Origin of the sequence: Onishia taeanensis, assembly GCF_013349955.1 — a bacterium.
GTDB lineage: Bacteria > Pseudomonadota > Gammaproteobacteria > Pseudomonadales > Halomonadaceae > Onishia > Onishia taeanensis_B.
Window position 1 is genome coordinate 1 of sequence record NZ_JABVXC010000023.1, and the last position, 19,244, is coordinate 19,244.

18 protein-coding genes are annotated in these 19,244 nt (G+C 58.4%); 13 read left to right on the top strand and 5 right to left on the bottom strand.

The genetic code is table 11. The features are described 5' to 3' along the window. The first annotated feature begins 317 nt into the window (after positions 1-317). On the top strand, positions 318-902 hold the full coding sequence (locus tag HUS66_RS16915; RefSeq protein ID WP_175072367.1) for a hypothetical protein: 585 nt from the start codon (positions 318-320) through the stop codon (positions 900-902). Between the two features lie 165 nt (positions 903-1,067). On the opposite strand, the gene yejK is transcribed toward HUS66_RS16915, so the two are convergent. The 3 genes from yejK to HUS66_RS16930 all read right to left on the bottom strand — a co-directional run bounded on the left by yejK (position 1,068) and on the right by HUS66_RS16930 (position 3,082). Further along, entirely contained in the window at positions 1,068-2,063 is a 996-nt protein-coding gene (gene yejK / locus HUS66_RS16920; protein WP_175072368.1) for a nucleoid-associated protein YejK, read from the bottom strand. Between the two features lie 86 nt (positions 2,064-2,149). Further along, a complete protein-coding gene (locus tag HUS66_RS16925; protein ID WP_175072369.1) occupies positions 2,150-2,914 on the bottom strand; it encodes a sulfite exporter TauE/SafE family protein in 765 nt (254 codons plus the stop codon). A 30-nt stretch (positions 2,915-2,944) separates the two neighbouring features. Continuing rightward, the gene (locus HUS66_RS16930) at positions 2,945-3,082 is read right to left on the bottom strand and encodes a hypothetical protein (RefSeq protein WP_175072370.1); all 138 of its coding nucleotides are present in this window, start codon (positions 3,080-3,082) and stop codon (positions 2,945-2,947) included. A 491-nt stretch (positions 3,083-3,573) separates the two neighbouring features. On the opposite strand from HUS66_RS16930, the gene HUS66_RS16935 reads away from it, so the two are divergent. The 4 genes from HUS66_RS16935 (at position 3,574) to HUS66_RS16950 (ending at position 8,666) form a co-directional block, all read left to right on the top strand. Further along, entirely contained in the window at positions 3,574-3,837 is a 264-nt protein-coding gene (locus HUS66_RS16935; protein WP_175072371.1) for a hypothetical protein, read from the top strand. A 273-nt stretch (positions 3,838-4,110) separates the two neighbouring features. Further along, positions 4,111-5,001: a DMT family transporter gene (locus HUS66_RS16940; RefSeq protein ID WP_254628893.1), complete on the top strand. Its 891-nt coding sequence runs from the start codon at positions 4,111-4,113 to the stop codon at positions 4,999-5,001. A 95-nt stretch (positions 5,002-5,096) separates the two neighbouring features. Beyond that, positions 5,097-6,299: a glycosyltransferase gene (locus HUS66_RS16945; protein WP_175072372.1), complete on the top strand. Its 1,203-nt coding sequence runs from the start codon at positions 5,097-5,099 to the stop codon at positions 6,297-6,299. 177 nt (positions 6,300-6,476) lie between these two features. Beyond that, complete coding sequence (locus HUS66_RS16950; protein ID WP_175072373.1) at positions 6,477-8,666, top strand: OsmC domain/YcaO domain-containing protein; 2,190 nt, start codon at positions 6,477-6,479, stop codon at positions 8,664-8,666. A 121-nt stretch (positions 8,667-8,787) separates the two neighbouring features. On the opposite strand, the gene HUS66_RS16955 is transcribed toward HUS66_RS16950, so the two are convergent. Then, entirely contained in the window at positions 8,788-9,708 is a 921-nt protein-coding gene (locus tag HUS66_RS16955) for a LysR family transcriptional regulator (RefSeq protein ID WP_175072374.1), read from the bottom strand. Between the two features lie 101 nt (positions 9,709-9,809). Here HUS66_RS16955 and HUS66_RS16960 point away from each other — a divergent pair, with 101 nt between their 5' ends. The 8 genes from HUS66_RS16960 (at position 9,810) to HUS66_RS16995 (ending at position 17,786) form a co-directional block, all read left to right on the top strand. After that, positions 9,810-11,390, top strand: coding sequence for an NADH-quinone oxidoreductase subunit L (locus HUS66_RS16960; protein ID WP_175072375.1), 1,581 nt, complete (start codon positions 9,810-9,812; stop codon positions 11,388-11,390). Further along, positions 11,387-13,873 carry a YbcC family protein gene (locus HUS66_RS16965; protein ID WP_175072376.1) on the top strand — a complete coding sequence of 829 codons (2,487 nt, stop codon included), beginning with the start codon at positions 11,387-11,389 and terminating at the stop codon, positions 13,871-13,873. The genes HUS66_RS16960 and HUS66_RS16965 overlap by 4 nt, the downstream gene beginning before the upstream one ends. 356 nt (positions 13,874-14,229) lie before the next feature. Further along, positions 14,230-14,655: a hypothetical protein gene (locus HUS66_RS16970; protein WP_175072377.1), complete on the top strand. Its 426-nt coding sequence runs from the start codon at positions 14,230-14,232 to the stop codon at positions 14,653-14,655. Positions 14,656-14,699: 44 nt separating this feature from the next. Next, complete coding sequence (locus tag HUS66_RS16975) at positions 14,700-15,305, top strand: DUF1294 domain-containing protein (RefSeq protein WP_175072378.1); 606 nt, start codon at positions 14,700-14,702, stop codon at positions 15,303-15,305. 142 nt (positions 15,306-15,447) lie between these two features. After that, positions 15,448-15,927 (top strand): nucleoside deaminase, encoded by a 480-nt coding sequence (locus HUS66_RS16980; RefSeq protein ID WP_175072379.1) that lies wholly within the window; start codon positions 15,448-15,450, stop codon positions 15,925-15,927. A gap of 102 nt (positions 15,928-16,029) precedes the next feature. Continuing rightward, positions 16,030-16,680 carry a DUF2268 domain-containing putative Zn-dependent protease gene (locus tag HUS66_RS16985; protein WP_175072380.1) on the top strand — a complete coding sequence of 217 codons (651 nt, stop codon included), beginning with the start codon at positions 16,030-16,032 and terminating at the stop codon, positions 16,678-16,680. A gap of 135 nt (positions 16,681-16,815) precedes the next feature. Continuing rightward, entirely contained in the window at positions 16,816-17,301 is a 486-nt protein-coding gene (locus HUS66_RS18165) for a GNAT family N-acetyltransferase (RefSeq protein WP_175072381.1), read from the top strand. Positions 17,302-17,360: 59 nt separating this feature from the next. Continuing rightward, positions 17,361-17,786 carry a GNAT family N-acetyltransferase gene (locus HUS66_RS16995; RefSeq protein ID WP_092528142.1) on the top strand — a complete coding sequence of 142 codons (426 nt, stop codon included), beginning with the start codon at positions 17,361-17,363 and terminating at the stop codon, positions 17,784-17,786. 213 nt (positions 17,787-17,999) lie between these two features. Here HUS66_RS16995 and HUS66_RS17000 read toward each other — a convergent pair whose 3' ends face one another. Then, positions 18,000-18,965, bottom strand: coding sequence for an integron integrase (locus tag HUS66_RS17000; protein WP_175072382.1), 966 nt, complete (start codon positions 18,963-18,965; stop codon positions 18,000-18,002). Between the last annotated feature and the right edge of the window lie 279 nt (positions 18,966-19,244).

Here is a 19,244-nt window from a genome sequence, read left to right on the forward strand (position 1 = left end):
TATAGTGATCTACATAACGAGTATCAGTTGCTAGATAGGCGTGTTAAGCAACTTGAAAGATCAATGTATTAATCCTCTTTGCCTCGTTTCTAAGCGGGGCTTTTTTGTGCATGAGTTATAAGAAATTAGTTATTTATAACCAAAGGTGATGCTAATACGCTTTGGCGGATGCTGTGAGAATCTAATTACAAGGAGTGTTTTGGCGGGCTGGGAGAAGATGTTTTTTAGTTTTGTTTTGTTAAATATTGAGAATTAGATAATCCTTTATTTTTGTGCTAAGGTGTCAATGCTTAAATTTATAAAAATGGAATGTAATTATGGCTTACAATGTGGATGTTGATACTGTTAGTTCAGCTTTGGGCGCCAGTTCTTATAGCAATGGCGGCGTATTGGTTTTGGATCTTTATAGGCATGCTTTTAACCAGAGTTCATCTAATTGGTTTGTTCATGCCTGCTCGGGTGGCGATTATGGCAAGAAATCAGTAGACGTTTTGGTAGAGCTTGCTGCTAATCTAGAAAGAAAATGGTCGCATGACGTGGTGGAGCGTGTCTTTTCTGATTTTTGGGCTTCGATAGCCTTTCAGGAGAATTGGAGTATAACTATTGATAGAGATGTTACAGATTTAATGATGTTTAAGCTTGGTTTGTTCCATAAGCCAGATGCTAGTGCTTCGGATCGGAAAGCTTGGAATGAAAAAGTTTCTGAATATGTCTCATCTAACTCACTCCCTAAAGTTAAAAAGTTTTTAGAGGATAATGAAGTTCCTATAGAGCTTCGTTCTAAAAAGATCTTCTTTGAAGACTACAGTCCATCTCCGGGGTACAAGAAATACCTTCAGGAGTCTTTAGAGAGAATAGTCAATGGTGCTGTTTATGATCGTGAGCATTCTGGTGCTTTATGACGTGAGCATTTATCAAGTGCCAGTGGTACAAAGGGTGGTACAAATTCGATAAATCTAATGGAAAGTTCACTAGGAAAGGTGCTGTGCAAGACATGCCAAGACAACACCAATCCAAGTGATATAATAGTTTCTGAAGGGCAGTATAAACCCTTTTAAAACAGTATCTTACTTCTGCTTCAGCTGGTCGCGAAGCTGGTTGGGCACTTTCTTGATGATCAGCCGATCCTGATCGGCGTCGTATTCGACGCTTGAGCCGAGAAGGTGTGAATCGAAGCTGATCGAGACGCCACCGGCGCGCCCGGTGAAGCGGCGAAACTGATTGAGGGCGCGTTTGTCGGGTGGGATTTCCGGTGACAGGCCGTAGTCCTGCTGACGTATATAGTCATAGAAGGCCTTGGGCTGCTGTTCGTCGACCAGCTCTGAGAGTTCGTCGAGGGTGATAGGCTCGCCGCGGCTGGCCTGGTCGCTGGCATAGTCGATCACCGCATCGGTCTTTTCGCGGCTCTGCTCATCCGGCAAGTCTTCCTGCTCGACATAGTCGCTAAACGCCTTGAGCAGAGTGCGGGTCTCGCTTGAAGCGTCCACGCCCTCCTGAGCCCCCAGCAGTGCGGAGAAATCGTCGGCGAGCTTCTTACCGCCACGATCGCGCAGAAACGACAGGTATTGGCGCGACGGCGCGTCGTCCTGCCACTGGGTCAGGTTGATACGTGCGGCAAGCGAGGGCTGGGTCAGGTTGAGCTGGCTGGTCGCCACCACCTTCTGCTCGGCATCCAGGCCGAAGCCCTGACGCATATGCAGCAGTGCCAGCGAGAGATAGTCAGTGTCGCCTTGGCGTTCATGGGCGATGAGCAGATGGCCGCCCAGCGGCAGGTGGTTGTCGACCAGCGACGTGATACGCTCGGCGAGCTCGCGGCTGAAGGTGACGAAGTCCTGCTCGCCCGCCAGCATGGCCCCGAGGCGGGGGGCGAAGTCGCTGGCGTCCTCGCCCTCGGCGAAGCGCCCCCACGTCTTGGCCTTGCCGTGATAGGCCTTGTTGAGGCCTGCTACCAGCTCGCTCATGTCGGTAGAGTCGTTGATGGCCGCGGCGGCGGGTGTGAGGGTTGCCGGCGCGTCGCTGCCGGCCTTGTCGATGGTGTGGACGATGCTGTTAAGAATCGGCATGAAGGCCCCTTGGCTCGTGCATGGGGCGCCGATGATACCGCATGATCGCGCTTGGCTCGCCCGTCAGTGATGGCCGAGAGCGACACTCAGGCCATCAGCCCCTTGCCGATCAGGTTGAGGCTGGCCACTAGCAGGATGGCATAGGCGGCGCGTCGCAGGCTGCGATCGCTCAGCGGTGGTGGCCGCCTTCTCGCCAGTTCAGTCGTGCCGGCCACTACCACCGCGCCGATGGTACCCAGGATCATCAGCTCGGAGAGGTGCTCCTCGGCGCGTCCGGGTGATACTAGCGCCAGCCCCATGCGGGCCAGCCCCATGACGAGGAAAGCGCACAGCAGGGTGCAGCGGATGGCGATCAGCGTCATCGGCTGACGGTAAAGCATCATCACCAGCGGCGGGCCATTGGTGGAAAAAAGACCGCCCATCAGCCCGGAAAATAGCCCGGCAACATGAAGCTGCCAGTTAGGCGAGGGCGTTTGGCGGGGCTCCGGGGAGCGCATCAGCACGATGCAGGCGATCAGGATCATCACTCCCAGCAGCAGGCCGAGAAAGGGCGCACGGGCCCCTCCCAGCCATATCGACAGATGATATCCCACCGGCAGCATCGCCAGTCCAAACAGCAGCAGGCGGCGCATCAGCGCCATATCGACCTGTTGCCAGCGGCCTCGAAGGGCCATGGAGTTGTTGAACAGGCTCAGCAAGGTGCACAGCAGCGCCGCGCTTTCGATGGGCAGCACGTCCAGTGCTGACAAGAGGCCCATTACGATCAGCCCGAAGGCAAAGCCAGTGAGGGTCTGGACATAGCTGGCCAAGGCCAAGCTTAAGAAAATGGCGACATATTGCCAGAGATGCATGAGGTGATTTCCGGAGTAGAGCACATCGCTTCATTGTCCATGTCCGGGTTCGGTCTGGGTAGAGACGAGGCCCATGCCATTGCCTAGTGCCAGGCCCAGTACCAGGGCGGTCACCATGATGGTTACGACGTTGATGGCTGGTCCCGAGTAGAGAAGTGCCACCGGCATGGGGCATCGGACCCCAGATATGCACGCTCGCTCTCGGCAGGCGCCTGATGGGACCGCCTTGATCCGCCTCAGGGGCTCGTCGTTGGGAAAATGCCTTCAAGGCGTTTTGGTCAGTGGCGTTACCAAGGCCAGAATTGGCCTGGCAACGTTTTGGTCGTGATTGCCAGCGGCGGAGCATTCGATGTTAGTTATGGGTTGGACATATCGATTTTGCATGAACTTGCCACTTTTCCGTCTATCGCTTTCCGGTGCCCAAGCGTTGCTATGGGCTAGACTATGAAGGCTATCGGTTTGTCCACCAGAGGGCCGGAAGGCTACGTGAAAGAGCCTGGGCGACTCCCCCTTCAATGACATCAACTCATTGATACAAAATCTTTTTCTACCTGGCTGGATGTGCCGGCTGTAAAGGGTTGTGCCCATTTATAGCCATGGAGAGGCGGACTATTCATGGGATCTTGTGTCGCCTCGCTATGTAGTAGAAGAGGTGTGCCATGAAATTCAAGGTTCTTGCGACCTCGCTGGTGCTTTGTCTACTGGCCTCCGCTGCGGCGCTGGCCGTGGAGACATCGGCGGTTAGTCCAACACCGCAGCGAAGTGTCGATACTCAGCAGGTCGGCGAAGGTCCGATGCTGCTGGCGGCAGATTCCAGCCAGCTGGGGCAGCTTTCTGCACGTCTGCAACAGAAAAACAGCAAGAAAGTCTCAAAAAGCATGCAACGGCGCTCTGTCAGGGAAACCAACCCCTGGTGGCGTTGAGAGCCAGGCGGCCTTAGTGTCGACATGACCTTAGGAGGTGGCCAGGCAAGGTGATAGGCCGCCACCGTCAGCGCCGGCAGGCGTTGAGCATTAATCAATCTCAAAGAGTAAAGGCTGGGGCCTATCGCCTCGGCCTTTTTGCATGGAGGAAGGTGGCGGGAAGGCGGTTCATCGGCACCTGACTGTATCGCTCTTCACCCTTGGCTTATGTATGTTAGGTGGTTTTAATGCTGCCCGTTCTTGGTGCAGCCGGATCATCGAGGGGAAGAGGGCATGTCGTCATCGCTGCTGTCGTCATCGCAAAAAGGCATTCTGTGGATGTGTACGGGGGTGTTCTGCCTATCGGTGGGTGATGCGATTTCCAAGTGGTTGGGTGACGTGCATTCGCCAATTCAGATCATCTTCTTTCGTACGCTGGTGTCGCTGCCGCTGATCGCTCTTATCGCGCACTTTAACGGTGGTCTGCGCAAGCTTTCGACCAAGCGCCCCGGCGTACATCTGGTGCGTGGCTTGCTGGCGACCGGGACCATGCTGTGCTTCGTGTTCGGCCTGACGGTGCTGCCGCTGGCCGAGGCAACGGCGATTGCCTTCGCCGCGCCGATGTTCGTGACGCTGCTCTCGGTGCCTCTGCTGGGCGAGCGGGTCGAGCGACTGCCGCTGATCGCCGCCGTGGTCGGTTTCTGTGGCGTGCTGGTGGTGGTGCGCCCAGGCGCAGAGGGGTTCCAGCTCGGCGCCCTGGTGGTGGTCGGCGCCGCGCTCTTCTATGCACTGGTGATGATCACCGCGCGGCGCTACGGGGTACGCGAATACCTGTGGGCGATGGTCTTCTATGTGACGCTGGTGCCGTTGGTGGTCACCGGCGCCATGCTGCCCTGGGTATGGCAGACGCCGTGGCCGCTGCACTGGCTGGGGTTTCTGGGGGCCGGTGTGTTCGGCATCGGCGCCATGGCCTGCATTACGCTGGCTTTTCGCCATGCGCCAGCGGCATTGGCCGCTCCCTTCGATTACACCGGCATGGTTTGGGCGGTACTCCTGGGCTGGTGGTTCTGGGGTGAGATGCCCGATCTATGGGTGTATATCGGCACCTTTATCATCATTGCCAGCGGCCTGGCGATCGCCTACCACGAGCGCCGTACCAGCCTTAAGCGTCGGCCGGCGTCTTGAATCTGCCCGCGCCTGGGCGTCACACCCCGGTCACTGCGCTTGGCTAGCCTGTTGGAACGTATTGCCTATCGCATTCCACAAGAGCCTGGCGCCGCATGAAAATTCTGATGATCTCGGATGTGTACTTCCCGCGGGTCAATGGTGTTTCCACCTCGATCGAGAGCTTTCGGCGGGCGCTGACTCGCCTCGGTCATTCGGTGACGCTGATCTGCCCCGACTATCCGGCAGGGCATGAAGACGATCCGGCCATCCTGCGCATCCGTTCTCGAGGCGTGCTCACTGATCCCGAAGATCGCATGATGCACTACCGGCGCATCCTTGCCCTGGCCCCGGAGTTAGCCGCGCAAGGCTTCGATCTGATCCATGTACACACGCCGTTCGTGGCCCACTATGCCGGCCTAGCATTGAGCACTCGGCTCGGGCTGCCGGTCTTCGAGACCTGCCATACCCTGTTCGAGGAATACTTGCATCACTATCTCACCTGGCTGCCCGCGAGCCTTCTTCGTTTTGCGGCGCGGCGAGTGGCGGTGCGGCAGTGTCAGACAGTGGCGGCGTTGATCTCGCCCTCGACGCCAATGCGCGAGGCGCTGGTGCGTTACGGTGTCTCGCGGCCGATTTCGGTGGTAGCGACCGGGCTGCCGCTGGAGGCGTTCGCGGCCGGTGGCGAGAGTCAAGTGAGCGCCGCCGATACCCGCCGAGGCTTCGACATCGATGCCGAGGCGCCGCTTTTGCTGTTCGTCGGCCGGGCGGCCCATGAGAAGAACATTGCTTTCCTGATCGAGATGTTGCCCCGGGTGCTGGCCTACCACCCTGGTGCCACACTGGTGGTCGCCGGAGAAGGGCCGGCTCGCCAGGCGCTGGCCCGCCGGGCTCGAGCCGCGGGTGTTGAAGCGTCGGTGCGCTTCGTCGGCTACCTTGCGCGTGATGGCGAGTTGCAGGCGCTGTATCGAGCGGCCGACGTCTTCGTGTTCGCGTCGCGCACCGAGACACAGGGTCTGGTGTTGCTGGAGGCGATGGCGCTGGGCACGCCGGTGGTTTCGACCGCGGTGATGGGCACCCGAGATGTGCTTTGCGACGGTGAGGGATGCCTGGTCGCCGAGGACGACGAGGCCGGGTTCGCGGCGACGGTGAATCGACTGCTGGACGATTCCTTGCTCAGGTCGGAGCTCGCGCAGCGTGCCGTGGCCTATGCCGGGCGATGGCATGAGGATGCCCAGGCCGCCGCGCTGCTCGAATGCTATCAGGCGCAGCTGGCACCTCAGGAAGAGGTGGCACAGCCGTCGGTCGGGACAACCTGACTCTCTCAATGGCGAGTATCAGTGAATGGACCAAGTATGCAGCAGTTGACTGACAACACTAGCCGCTTGCTCATCAAGGCAGTGTTTTTGTTCAGGGCAAGACGAAGGGCGCTAAAAACTGGATAATGGCGGGTTACGCCTTAGGGCCTCCCCATACACATATCCGGTGCTTCGTTCATGGAAATCAAGGTCAACTTCCTCGAAAATCTCAGACTTGAAGCCAAGTTTGACGATTTTACCGTCATCACCGATCAGCCTATTCGCTACAAGGGCGATGGGTCGGCGCCGAGTCCGTTCGACTATTTCCTGGCATCCTCGGCGCTCTGTGCGGCCTATTTCGTACGGCTGTACTGTAATGCGCGCAACATCCCCACCGAGAATATTCGCCTGTCGCAGAACAACATCGTCGACCCGGAGGATCGCTACAACCAGATCTTCAAGATCCAGGTCGAGCTGCCGGAAGATCTGTCCGCCAAGGATCGCGAAGGCATCCTGCGCTCCATCGAGCGCTGCACGGTCAAGAAAGTGGTACAGACCGGCCCCGAGTTCAAGATCGAGACGGTCGAGAACCTCGATGAGGACGCCCAGGCGCTGCTGATGGCCGAGCCGGCGGAAGGGCAGAGTACCTGGATTGAAGGCAAGGACCTGCCGCTGGAGCAGACCATCGCCAACATGACCGGTATCTTCGAGAACCTCGGCATGAAGGTCGAGATCGCCTCCTGGCGCAACATCGTCCCGCATGTCTGGTCGCTGCACATTCGCGATGCGGCCTCACCGATGTGCTTCACCAACGGCAAGGGCTCCAGCAAGGAAAGTGCGCTGGCCTCGGCGCTGGGCGAGTTCATCGAACGCCTGAGCTGCAACTTCTTCTATAACGATCAGTTTTTCGGTGAAGAGATTGCCAACCGCGAGTTCGTTCACTACCCCAACGAAAAGTGGTTCCAGCCGGGGCCCAACGATGAGCTGCCCGAGGGCATTCTCGACGAGCACTGCCTGGCGATCTATAACCCGGACGATGAGCTGTGCGGCTCAAACCTGATCGATACCAACTCCGGCAAGGTGGAGCGGGGCATCGTCTCGCTGCCGTTCGTGCGTCAGTCGGACGGCGAAACGGTCTACTTCCCCTCGAATCTGATCGAGAACCTCTTCCTCAGCAACGGCATGAGTGCCGGTAATACCCTCGCCGAAGCCAAGGTGCAGTGCCTGTCCGAGATCTTCGAGCGGGCCGTGAAGCGCGAGATCATCGAGCAAGAGCTCGCGCTGCCGGACGTACCGATGGAGGTGCTGAAGAAGTACCCCGACATCCTCGAAGGGGTTGAAGCGCTGGAGGCTCAAGGCTTCCCGGTGCTGGTCAAGGATGCGTCCCTGGGCGGGCGCTTCCCGGTGGCCTGCGTCACCCTGATGAACCCCAAGACCGGCGGCGTCTTTGCTTCCTTCGGCGCGCATCCGAGCTTCGAGGTGGCCCTTGAGCGCAGCCTGACCGAGCTGATGCAGGGCCGCAGCTTCGAAGGCCTGAACGACTTCATGCCGCCGACATTCAACTCCTTGGCCGTCACCGAGCCGAACAACTTCGTCGAGCACTTCATCGATTCCTCGGGTCTCGTCTCCTGGCGCTTCTTCAGTGCGAAGTCGGACGTGGACTTCTGTGAGTGGGACTTCTCCGGCACCAACGATGAAGAGGCCGCCTGCCTGTTCGGCATGCTCGAGGAGCTGGGCAAGGAAGCCTATGTGGCCGTGTTCGAAGACCTGGGCGCGCCAGTGTGCCGCATCCTGGTGCCGGGCTATTCCGAGGTCTACCCGGTCGAAGACCTGGTGTGGGACAACACCAACAAGGCGCTGCTGTTCCGCGAGGACATCCTCAATCTTCACGCGCTGGATGACGAGCAGCTGGCCGGCTTGCTCGATCGCCTGGAAGAAACCCAGATCGATGATCATGAGGACATCATCACCCTGATCGGCATCGAGTTCGATGAGAACACCGTCTGGGGGCAGCTCACTATTCTTGAGCTTAAGCTATTGATCAACCTGGCGCTTGGCCAACTCGAAGACGCGCTTGAGCGGGTCGAGATGTTCCTGCAGTTCAACGACAACAGCGTCGAGCGCGGGCTCTTCTACCAGGCGATGAACGCGGTGCTGCAGATCGCCCTGGACGACGAGCTGGAACTCGAGGACTACTACCACAACCTTTCCCGCATGTTCGGCGAGCAGACCATGAGTGCGGTGGTCGATTCCATCAACGGCGACATGCGCTTCCACGGCTTGACTCCGACCAACATGCAGTTGGAAGGGCTCGAGAAGCACCAGCGCCTGATCGAGAGCTACAAGAAACTGCACGCGCACCGTGCGGCCTTGGCTCGCCAGCAGTAAGCCAATCGACGATGGTGCTTAGTGTTAGCGCCTGCCGTTGACGCAAGCCCCTGAAACGCCCCCGCGCCGGTCAGCTGGCGCGGGGGCGTTGTGTTTGGGCGAGGCCAGTATTTGGGAAAGGCTAGCCTCCCTCGCTGCGCGCCGAGGACAGCTCTATCAGCGGACGGGCCAGCAGCTCCGAGACGACGGCCGGCATGAACTCCCGGGGCAGGGTGATCGCGTAGAAGTTCTCGTAGACATTGGGTAGTCGCATGAAGCGGGTCAATCTTCCCTGCTCCAGTTCGTCCTTGACCACCACTTCGGGTAAGACACTCACGGCGCCGCTGTCCCTTGCCAGCAGACGGAGCATGGCCATGTCGTCTGCTTCGGCGAGAATCTCCGGCTGATACTGGTGCAGACTGCAATAGCCATCGAAGGCGCGCCGAACCTCATGATGCTCGCCCGGCAGCACCCAGCGTAGGTTGCCGTAGCCTTGGGGAAAGGGCTTTGTCGGCTCGGAGTCTGGCGGGCCAACGATCGCCAACGGCTGGCGGGCCAGCAACTGGCTTTGCCACGCCGCTTGGGGCGAGTCGGAGGGCTGCAATTGGGTATTGGTCAGCACCAGGTCGAATTCGTGGCGCGCCAGGCCATCGAGCAGGTCGGTCATACTTCGGGCATATAGGCTGAACTGCACCTTGGGCGCCTGTTGATTCAGCAGCGGAGCGATGAACCCCTCGATGAAGTTGCGTGACATGGTAGAGAGGGTGCCGATACGTAGGTGCTGGTGCTCGGGCTCGATACCGCGATTGATCAGCGACTCAAGCTCTTCACCCTTGGAAAAAATCACCTCGGCATAGTTGAACACCTGTCGACCCGCCTCAGTCATCACCAGGCGGCGGTTGCGCCTTTCGAACAGCGGCTTGTCCATCCTGTCTTCGAGTTTGCGTATCTGCGCCGACAGGGCGCTCTGGGACAGATGCAGTGCTTCGGCAACCCGTGTCAGGTTGCCTTCGGTGGCCACTCGCCAGAAGTAATAGAGGTGGTGATAGTTTAGGCGGCTCATTTCGTTCTCTTTTTTAGAACGTTCCGTAAATTTATATCTACTTTAATTAAAATTCGTGCCGAAGGATACTGCTCGCTCCACGGGTTTTTGGAGTTTTTCCCATGCACTGGAACGCTCTGTTGCTTACTACCTTGCTCTCCATCGTGCCGGTCGTACTGGCACTGGGGGCCCTGGCGAGCACTCGCCAGCCATGTGAGCACGCCTGGCGCACGGCGAAGATCGCAACATCGTGTGGCCTGTTGCTGGCGGCGGTCCTTTTGGGCTTGGGTGTGTTGCAGCTGCTGCCGGCGGTAAGCGGCGTCTGGCTGACCACCCCGCTGCACCTGATCATGCTGCTGTTGGCCAATTTCATCGGCTTCGTGGTGATTCGCTACAGCGCTACCTATTTGCAGGGTGAACCCCGACAGAAGCGCTTCATCGCGCTGGCCCAGACCGTATTCGCGGCCGTCAGTGTGGCGGTGCTGAGCGACCATCTGGTGGTATTTCTGCTTGCCTGGCTGACCATCGGCCTGTCCATGCATCAGCTTCTGATGTTCTATCCTGACCGGCCGCGTGCGGCCTTGGCCGCCCACAAGAAGTTTCTCTTTGCCCGCGGCGCCGAACTCTGTGCGGTGGGAGCCTTCCTGCTGCTGTACCTGCACCACGACAGCGCCCGTATCAGCGTGATTACCGGCGCCTATGCAGCGCCCGACGCGGCGCTTTCCTTCAGCGAACAGGCGGCGGCCTGCTTGCTTGCCTTGGCGGCGCTGATCAAGTGCGCCCAACTGCCCCTGCATGGCTGGCTGATCCAGGTGGTCGAAGCACCCACCCCCGTTTCGGCGGCGCTGCATGGTGGTGTGATCAACCTTGGCGGCTATTTGCTGTTGCTGTTCTACCCGCTACTCAGTGCGTCGACTCCCGCTCAGGCATTGATCCTGGTAGTGGCGGGCCTCAGTAGCGTGCTGGCGGCGCTGGTCATGATGACCCGCATCAGCATCAAGGTGAGGCTTGCCTGGTCGACCAGTGCACAGATGGGCCTGATGCTGGTCGAAATTGCCCTTGGGCTGGTGGAACTGGCGCTGCTGCACCTGGTCGCGCACTCCTGCTACAAGGCCTACGCCTTCTTGAGCTCCGGTGAAGCGGTACAGGAAGACCTGCAGCATCGCCAAGCGCCTGGCTGCCAGCCGACGCTTTGGCAGTGGCTCTCGGCCGGCGGCATCAGTGCGGCCATGGTGGTCACGCTTGGCGTTGTGGTGCGCTCGACGACCGAGTCCACCGCCTTCGACGTGTTCAGCCCCTGGGTGCTGCTGACGCTTGCCCTGACGGTGCTGCTGGCCGAACGGCGTAACCCGAGCGCGCCCGATAACCAAGCGCGTTTTGTCGGCCTGGCCGCCTTGGTGATGCTTGGCTATTTCACTCTCAAATCGCTGTTCGCCGTACTGTTGCCCACTTTTGAGCACACCACGCCCCTCTGGGCGGATCTCTGGGTCAGCCTGCTATTTGCAGTGCTGTTTGCGGGTTACTACCTGCAGCGTTATGGCCTGCATCTAGGCTGGGTGCAGAAGCTGAACCTCTACTGCTATGCCGGTTTTTATCTGGATGAGTGGGTCACCCGAAACACCCTGAAGCTCTGGCCGCATGCATTGCCGGGCCGTATTCACGCCAAGCAACTGCACACCGATTCTCGCGAGGGTTCACTATGACGATTCAAGAAGACACCAAGATCGCATTGACCCAGCCATCCGTGGCAATGAGCGACTATCCGGCGCTGACGCCCGCCCACGAGCAGGCACTTGATCAGGCCTGCGGCAGCGTCGCACCGACCTGGCCCCTGGATCGCCAGATCGCGGTCAGCCCTTACTGGGCCATGCGTGAGGAAAGTGCGGCCAACGTCTACGCCCGGCTGTCGGCGCTGGCTAACATTCGTTCCCTGATGCCGCCAAGCCACTACTTGGGAGCCTGGCAACGCGGCGAGATCACCGATGAGCACTTGAGCCAGGCCGGCGAGCGGCTGGGTTACAAGGGCAGCTACAAGAACCTGCTGCAGGTCGTCGAGGACCTCGCACGGCTGCCGCACTGGCATAACATCAGCGACCTGGTCGATGCGCGCCGCGACCGGCAGCACAAGATGGCCTGGCGCGACGAGATCACCCACCAGATCAGCCAGTTCTGCGCCGCCTATTATCAAGAGGATGGCCCGCTCAACGCCGAACGCCTGACGGCACCCGCCGACAAGCGCTTGTATCAGCACTGGCGGGACATGACCCTCAAGGATCGCGGCATCGCCATTCTGATGGGCGAGCCGAAGCTGCGGCGTTATTTCGAGACCCTGCCCTATACCGAAGAGGGGCTATTCCAGGCCGCGGTCGCGGAACTGAACGTCGATGCCGAGCACCTCGATAGCTATGCCCAGGCGCTGTTGCTGGATATCAATGGCTGGGCGGCCTGGGTCGCCTATCAGGACTGGCAGCAGGCACTTGCCTCCGGCGAGTCGAAGCCGCGGCCGTCCGACATGCGCAGCCTGTTGGCGATTCGCCTGGCCTGGGAGCTGGTGCTGTGGCGCTACACTCTCAATGAGCGGCCCGACCAGGCCGAGCGGCTGACGACCCTGTGGCAACGCGAGCTGGAGGAGCTGCCGGAGCAGATCGAACGCCACCAACGCGCGCAGCAGCCGCTATGGGTGTGGCAGGTGGCCAGCGAGTTGGCCTACCAGCAGCCGTTGCACCGGGCGTTGAGTGACTCGATACGTCATCCGGTCCCGGCCACCCAGCCCGAGCTCCAGGCGGCGTTCTGCATCGATGTGCGCTCCGAACCCCTTCGCCGTGCGTTGGAGCAGCAGAGTCCAAGCATCCAGACCCTGGGATTTGCAGGCTTCTTCGGCCTGCCGCTGGAACATCGCTCGTCGGGTGCTGCGCTGGCCCAGCCCCATTTGCCGGGCCTGCTGGCGCCCAAGGTCACCCTGTGTAGCGGCTCGGCGGAAAGCGGCCGTCGCCACGCCAAGCAGTTGAACTGGCATGCCCGGCTGCACGAATGGAGCAAGGCCGCCAGCGCCACCTTCACCGCCGTGGAGGCCGGGGGCCTGATGTATGCTAGCAAGCTGCTGCTGCGCTCATTGAACCCCAAAGCCAAGCGCGCGCCCATCGCCATGGATCAGCTCAGTTGGCACTGGCGAGATAGCGACGAGGCACTGAGCCTCGATGACAAGGCGCAGCTCGCACATACCATCCTGAACGCCATGGGGCTCACCGAGCAGATCGCGCCTCGGGTGCTGCTGGTCGGCCACACCAGCCGCAGTAGCAACAATCCTCATGCGGCGGGGCTCGAGTGCGGCGCATGCGGCGGCCAGTCGGGGGAGGTCTCGGTGCGAGCCCTGGCCCGATTGCTCAACGACTCCGCGCTACGCGAGAAGCTGGCCGACATGGGCCTTATCATTCCCGAGCAGACCCGCTTCGTGCCTGCGCTGCACCACACCATCACCGACCGGATCGAATTGCCGGAAGCCGAGGGTGGTGAAAACGCCGCACTGAGCGTTGCCGAGCGGCAGTGGCTCGAGCAGGCCAGTGCCCAAGCCCGCCGCGAGCGTGCACCGCGCCTCGGCCTTTCCGCAGATGGGTCGGACCTTGCTAAGACGCTCGATCGTCGTGGCGCCGACTGGTCACAGACCCGCCCGGAGTGGGGCCTTGCCAACAATGCCAGCTTCATTGCCGCACCACGTAAGGTGACGGCTCCCATCAACCTGGCAGGGCGCAGCTTCCTGCATGACTACGACTGGAGCACCGATCCAGACTTCGCGCGGCTCGAGCAGATCATGACCGCCCCCATGGTCGTCGCCCACTGGATCAACATGCAGTACAACAGCTCCGTGCTGGACAACCGCAAGCTAGGCAGCGGCAACAAGGTGCTGCACAACGTGGTGGGCGGGCATATCGGCGTATTCGAAGGCAACGGTGGTGATCTTCGCATCGGTCTTCCGATGCAATCGTTGCACGATGGCGAGATCTGGCGTCATGAACCCCTGCGCTTGAGCGTTTATCTTGCGGCGCCGACTCTCGCCATCGAGGACATTATCAGCCGCCACGAGATGCTCGCGTCACTGGTGGATAACGACTGGATCAACCTCTTCGCCCTGAATGATCAGAACGGCGAGATTCTCGCCTACCGCAACCGCCGCTGGGTCGCCCCCTAGCGGCAAGAACCCCTCAAAAGACCCGTTTCAAAAGGCACGCCGCATAAGGAAAAGCCCCGAGCCAGATCACCGGCTCGGGGTTTTTGTTGGGTGGTGTTCACTGCCCTCATAGTGCGATTCAGCGCCGCTTTGCATCCATCATGTCGAATGAATAGGCTTGTGAGCCAAGGCCGCTGGGGCGATCAGGCCGCATTACACCCTAGCGTGATGCAAAAGCTACCCGCACTGGTGCCCAGTTAGGGCGGTAGCTGCCGGTTGGGTTATTGCTTCTCCCTCTCTTGTTCCGCGTTACTTTGTCAGAGTTATTTTGTCAGAGTCACTTTGTCAGAGTTATTTTGTGAAGAGTTGCGACTGCTATGAAGAAGCAATATCCATTTTTTGTCTTGATGTCGGTGCTCGTCTCCGGCTGTACCAATGTGGCCAGCGATGTTGCCAGGCAGATTGAACCAACGGCATCTTCGCACCTGAAGGCCAGCGACCTGTTCTCCACCGCCAGTGATTTTTTCGCCCAGGCCGGATACCTGTGCACTGCTGATGAAACTCTCCCCATTCTTAAGTGTACGAAAGAGCTTCGTGATCTCTATATCCATCAAACCACCGCCGTCGTCGAGATATTTCCAGGCGATGAGAAGGAGGCGGCGTACATGCTGGTGGCGGAACGCTGGGACGAAGGACTGATCCCCGGCGAGTTCATTTCGGGCCATTTCAGGAACGACGATGTGGCGAATTTTTGCGGCTATCTACGCGAAGAAGGGCTGGCGGTATGCCGCACCCGTTCATAAGGGCGCGTACACAAGGACATCCCTTGCAGGTGAGGTAAGGATCGATGCGAGGACGCATTACGGTTTGGAACAATGACAGAGGGTTTGGCTTTATCAACTCCGACGCGGGTGGTGACAGGCTATTCTTTCATATCAGCGGCATGGCGCGTGGTGCGTCCCGCCCCTCAGTCGGTGATAGCGTCACCTATGAGATGAGCACGGCATCAAATGGCAAGGCGCGCGCCGTTAATGTGCGCCCCGCTGGTTTAGGTGCTGTCTCTGGGGTGCTGATGTCCAAGCGAGTGATCCTGTCAGCCGCAGCGCTCTTGCCTTTCCCGGTGTTGTGGGGCCTCGTCGAGGCGAACAAGCTGCCGGCACACGTGTTGTGGTTTTTGGCTGGAATGAGCGCTTTAACCTTCGCTTTGTATGGCTTTGATAAATGGGCGGCAAAACGCAAGGCTCAGCGAACGGCTGAAAATAAGCTTCATTTCTTTGCCTTGTTAGGTGGCTGGCCTGGCGGATTACTGGCACAACAGGTGTTCCGGCATAAATCGAGCAAGCGGTCTTTCCAGATCACTTTCTGGATTACGGTGATACTCAACTGCTGTGTGCTTGGGGCCGTGGGGTCAACCGCTGGCGCGGTATTCATCAAGAGCTTAATTGGGGCATGATGAATAAGCCTAAGGCGCATAATGACTGATTGCGCCATGGTGAAAAGCCATGATGGTAATCGCTTATCACGCGTGAGCTCATTGCACCTGGGAGTACCAGCACTTTTGCCCGATGTTGAAACCCAGTACTCGAGGAGCACCTATGGTGAACGATGGAGACATGCAGCACTTGCGTCGTTGCATAGAGCTGGCAACTGAGGCTCTGGCGTTAGGCGACGAGCCATTCGGCTCTGTGCTCGTAGCGGCGAATGGAGAGGTTCTCTTTGAAGATCACAACCACGTTGCTTCAGGTGATCGAACGCGGCACCCAGAGTTTGAAATTGCCCGGTGGGCGGCGGCGAATATGACGTTGGAGGCCAGATCAGAAGCCACTGTCTATACATCGGGTGAGCATTGCCCCATGTGTGCTGCAGCACATGGCTGGGTCGGGCTGGGCCGTATCGTGTATGTGAGCTCATCGGAGCAATTGACGGCATGGCTTGGCGACCTGGGAGTGCCAGCACCTCCGGTGCAGGCTTTACCAATCCGTGATGTCGTTCCCAACATTGAAGTAGATGGCCCAGTCCCAAGTCTTGCCGAGCAGGTGCATGACCTACATCGTCGTTTCCACAGTTCGCCATGAAATGACCAAGGCGGTAATAGCAAGCCGCATGGGCGTATGGCACTGACTACCCACCGCTTCGCCCAGCATGGTGCAACGGGAGCATACTGAAGGAAGTCATTAATGATCGTTCCGTTGTTTCTCGATACAGATGATGGCCAGCATTTCTCAATGGATGCGCGTCAAGCCATCAAAGACGTATGTGACTCGGCCGAGGTAGACATACGCGTTCACCTCGGCGCGTTGCGCGAGGATATTGAGTTGGCGTGCCAAACTGGTGAATTCGTGATCCCGGAAACGGGCGAGGTGGGTGGAGCAATGACGCCAAGCCGCATCGGCTGGACCGTCGATCCCAATATGCCGGGAGGCGTGGCGGGCGTGGCGCGCAGACACTTACGGTTGACGTTATTTCACGAGCTTCACCACCTGGTAAGAGGGTGGGTGATGTTTGGAGGCGAGCCGCGTACTTCTTTCATGGAAGGGGTCGTCAGTGAAGGGCTGGCAACGGTTTTTGAGCGTGATGCCGGTGGCCGAGAACCGCCTTGGGGGCAATACCCGGACAATGTCGAGGAATGGGTTTCTGAGTTACGGGAACTGCCTGTGACGGCACCTTACAATCAATGGATGTTTCAGCATCCGGATGGGCGGCGCTGGATTGGGTATCGTGCGGGCACCTACATTGCAGACCGAGCGATCCTGGCGTCTGGGCGATCTGCCGCAGAGCTGGCTAGGGTCCCAAGTGATGAGGTACTCCAGATGGCTGGTATCGACTGATACTGGGCGTCAAGATAGTCCTACCATGCCATCCATGCGGTAAGTGAAGCTCAAGTTTGCTGCGATGTTCTGGAGTATGACGCCGTGCGTCGGCTAGGTTGTTGACTTGCCGACACCGAAAAGGGCCTTAGGTTTATGGAAGCCATTTTGCGGCCTGCAGAGATAGGCGATTACAACGCTATTGCCTCATGGGTAGGTGATGCTGACGCTTGTGCCCGATGGGCTGGCCCAGCTGTGCCATTTCCTTTTTTAGCCGAAGAGCTGCCTGAAATACTGTCTGTCACAGGGGGAAAAAGTTATTGCTTGGCAGGCAGTGATGGAGAGTGTATTGGCTTTGGTCAGTTCTGGACTGTCACGCAGGGGGCGGTGCATATAGGCAGAATCATTATCTCCCCTAGCGCGCGAGGGAGTGGGGCAGGCCGGGTGCTGTGTGAAAAGCTCATCGATAGAGCCTTGCGGTCAACCGACTCATCCGTTGTCACTCTGCGGGCCTATCGGACCAATAGCGCCGCGCTCTCATTATATTCGGGTCTTGGCTTTACGGTTGTTGAAATGGAGTCTACGAGTGAACTGCTTTTCATGAAGGCAGAGGCCAGCAGCCTGCGTGAGAGAGGCGTATGAGGGAAGGATGAGAGATAGGCGCGTCGGATGCGCCGCATGTTGATATCAGGGATGACCGAATGAACCCCATATTTCGGCGGGCAAAAGACAAGGGCTATGTTGAACGACTGACGCGTACCAATATGGCGCCTTACTATGAGAAAGCAGGCCTTGTCTGGGATCGCGCGCTGTTTGAGAAAAACTGGCAAGAATTCGAGAGTTACGAAGTAGCCATAAATGGTGGTGTGGCAGGTGTCTTAAGGCTCAGTCATGATGATGTCGCCTACTATATTCGCGACCTTCAAATAGAGCCGAGTTGGCAGCATCAGGGGTTGGGGACGCGGGCCATCAATTTCGCCATTGAGATTGCCCGTAATGCAGGTGCTCAACGCCTACGGCTCCGCGTATTTTGCGAAAATCCTGCTGTAGCGCTGTACGAGCGAATGGGGTTCCAAGTTTGCAAAACGGCAGAAGATACGCACTACATGGAGCGGGAGCTGCCCTGAAAAGCCGATTTTTAGGAAGCCTGCTCACTGATACAGCCGCTTTGCAACTGCCTTGACGAATCAATACGCTGGTAGATCCAAGGCCGCCGAGACGACCAGGCCGCATTGCCTCATAGCTGGACGCTAGGACTACTGCATGGATGGCAGGGTGCCATCACAGACATGCCCAAGTAGGGGCGGTAGCGTGGGTGAGTCTTTCTTCTCGTATGCATATTACCCTAGGGGGCTGCGTACGCCGGCAAAGCCGTTGCCCAGTACATGCGTATAGATCTGAGTGGTCTCGATGCTCTTATGGCCCAACAGTTCCTGCACTGTGCGTATATCCGTGCCTTGAACCAACAATTGCGTGGCGAAGCTGTGTCTGAGGGTATGGCAGGAGCCTGGGCGAGGCAGTGATGCCGCTCTCATGGCGTGCTTGATGGCCTTCTGCACCGCGGATGGGTGGATATGGTGAAGAACTGTCTTGCCCGAGTCATCGAAACAGGGCCGACTGGCGGGAAATAGCCAATGCCATGCAAGGGAGACACCCGCATTGGGGTATTTGCGATCCAGCGCGCGGGGTAGGGTTACGGGCACGCAGCCATGATGCAAGCGACTAGAGAGCTGTTGCTGGGCAAGGGTGATTTGATGTTGCAAGGCAGCAACGCAGGATGCGGGGAGTAGAGTGGTTCTGTCCTTGTCGCCTTTGCCAGCTCTTACCGTAATGATCTGGCGGTCGAAGTCGATATCACGGACACGTAAGCGGCAGGTTTCAATAAGCCGGAGTCCTGAGCCGTACATCAAGGTCCCCATCAGGTGCATTGGGCCAGATAGGTGACTAAGCACGCGCATCACTTCTTCGTGAGATAAGACGACGGGCAAGCGGCGTGGGCGCCTAGGGTGCGAGAACTCTCCGATTTCTCCCAGCTTCTGCTCAAGGACATGGCGATAGAGGAACACGATGGCGTTCAGCGCCTGGTTCTGCGTGGCCGCTGCCACATGGCGCTCTACCGCCAAGTATTCCAGGAACGCCTTCAATTCAGGTGCACCCATGCTGGCGGTTTGACGCACGCCATGGTAACGAATGAAGTGGCGTATCCAGTAGCAGTAGGTCTTCTCCGTACGCGGGCTGTAGCGTTTTACCCGCATGGTGGCCTTCACACGATCCATCAGCTTGGGTGGTCTGCTCTGCGCGTCCATGCATTGCTGTCCCATGGTGATGTATGTTTGTACAGTATTATTGTGTCTGGCAAAATGCGCAAGCGCGCGAATTCTGCATAGGTAGCCGAGAAATTCTTAGATTTCTTTACGATCAATGCGTTAGGTTGGGTGTGGCTCGCTCGTTTATTGACTTGAACGCGCCAGCTCGTTCAAGTCAATAAACGAGCGTTCTGTATAATCACTGTTGAACTAAACCGCTTCGCGGTAGCTGTCGTCGAATCCTGTCTTTCGCCTCATCGAACCACACTGTTCCTTGAC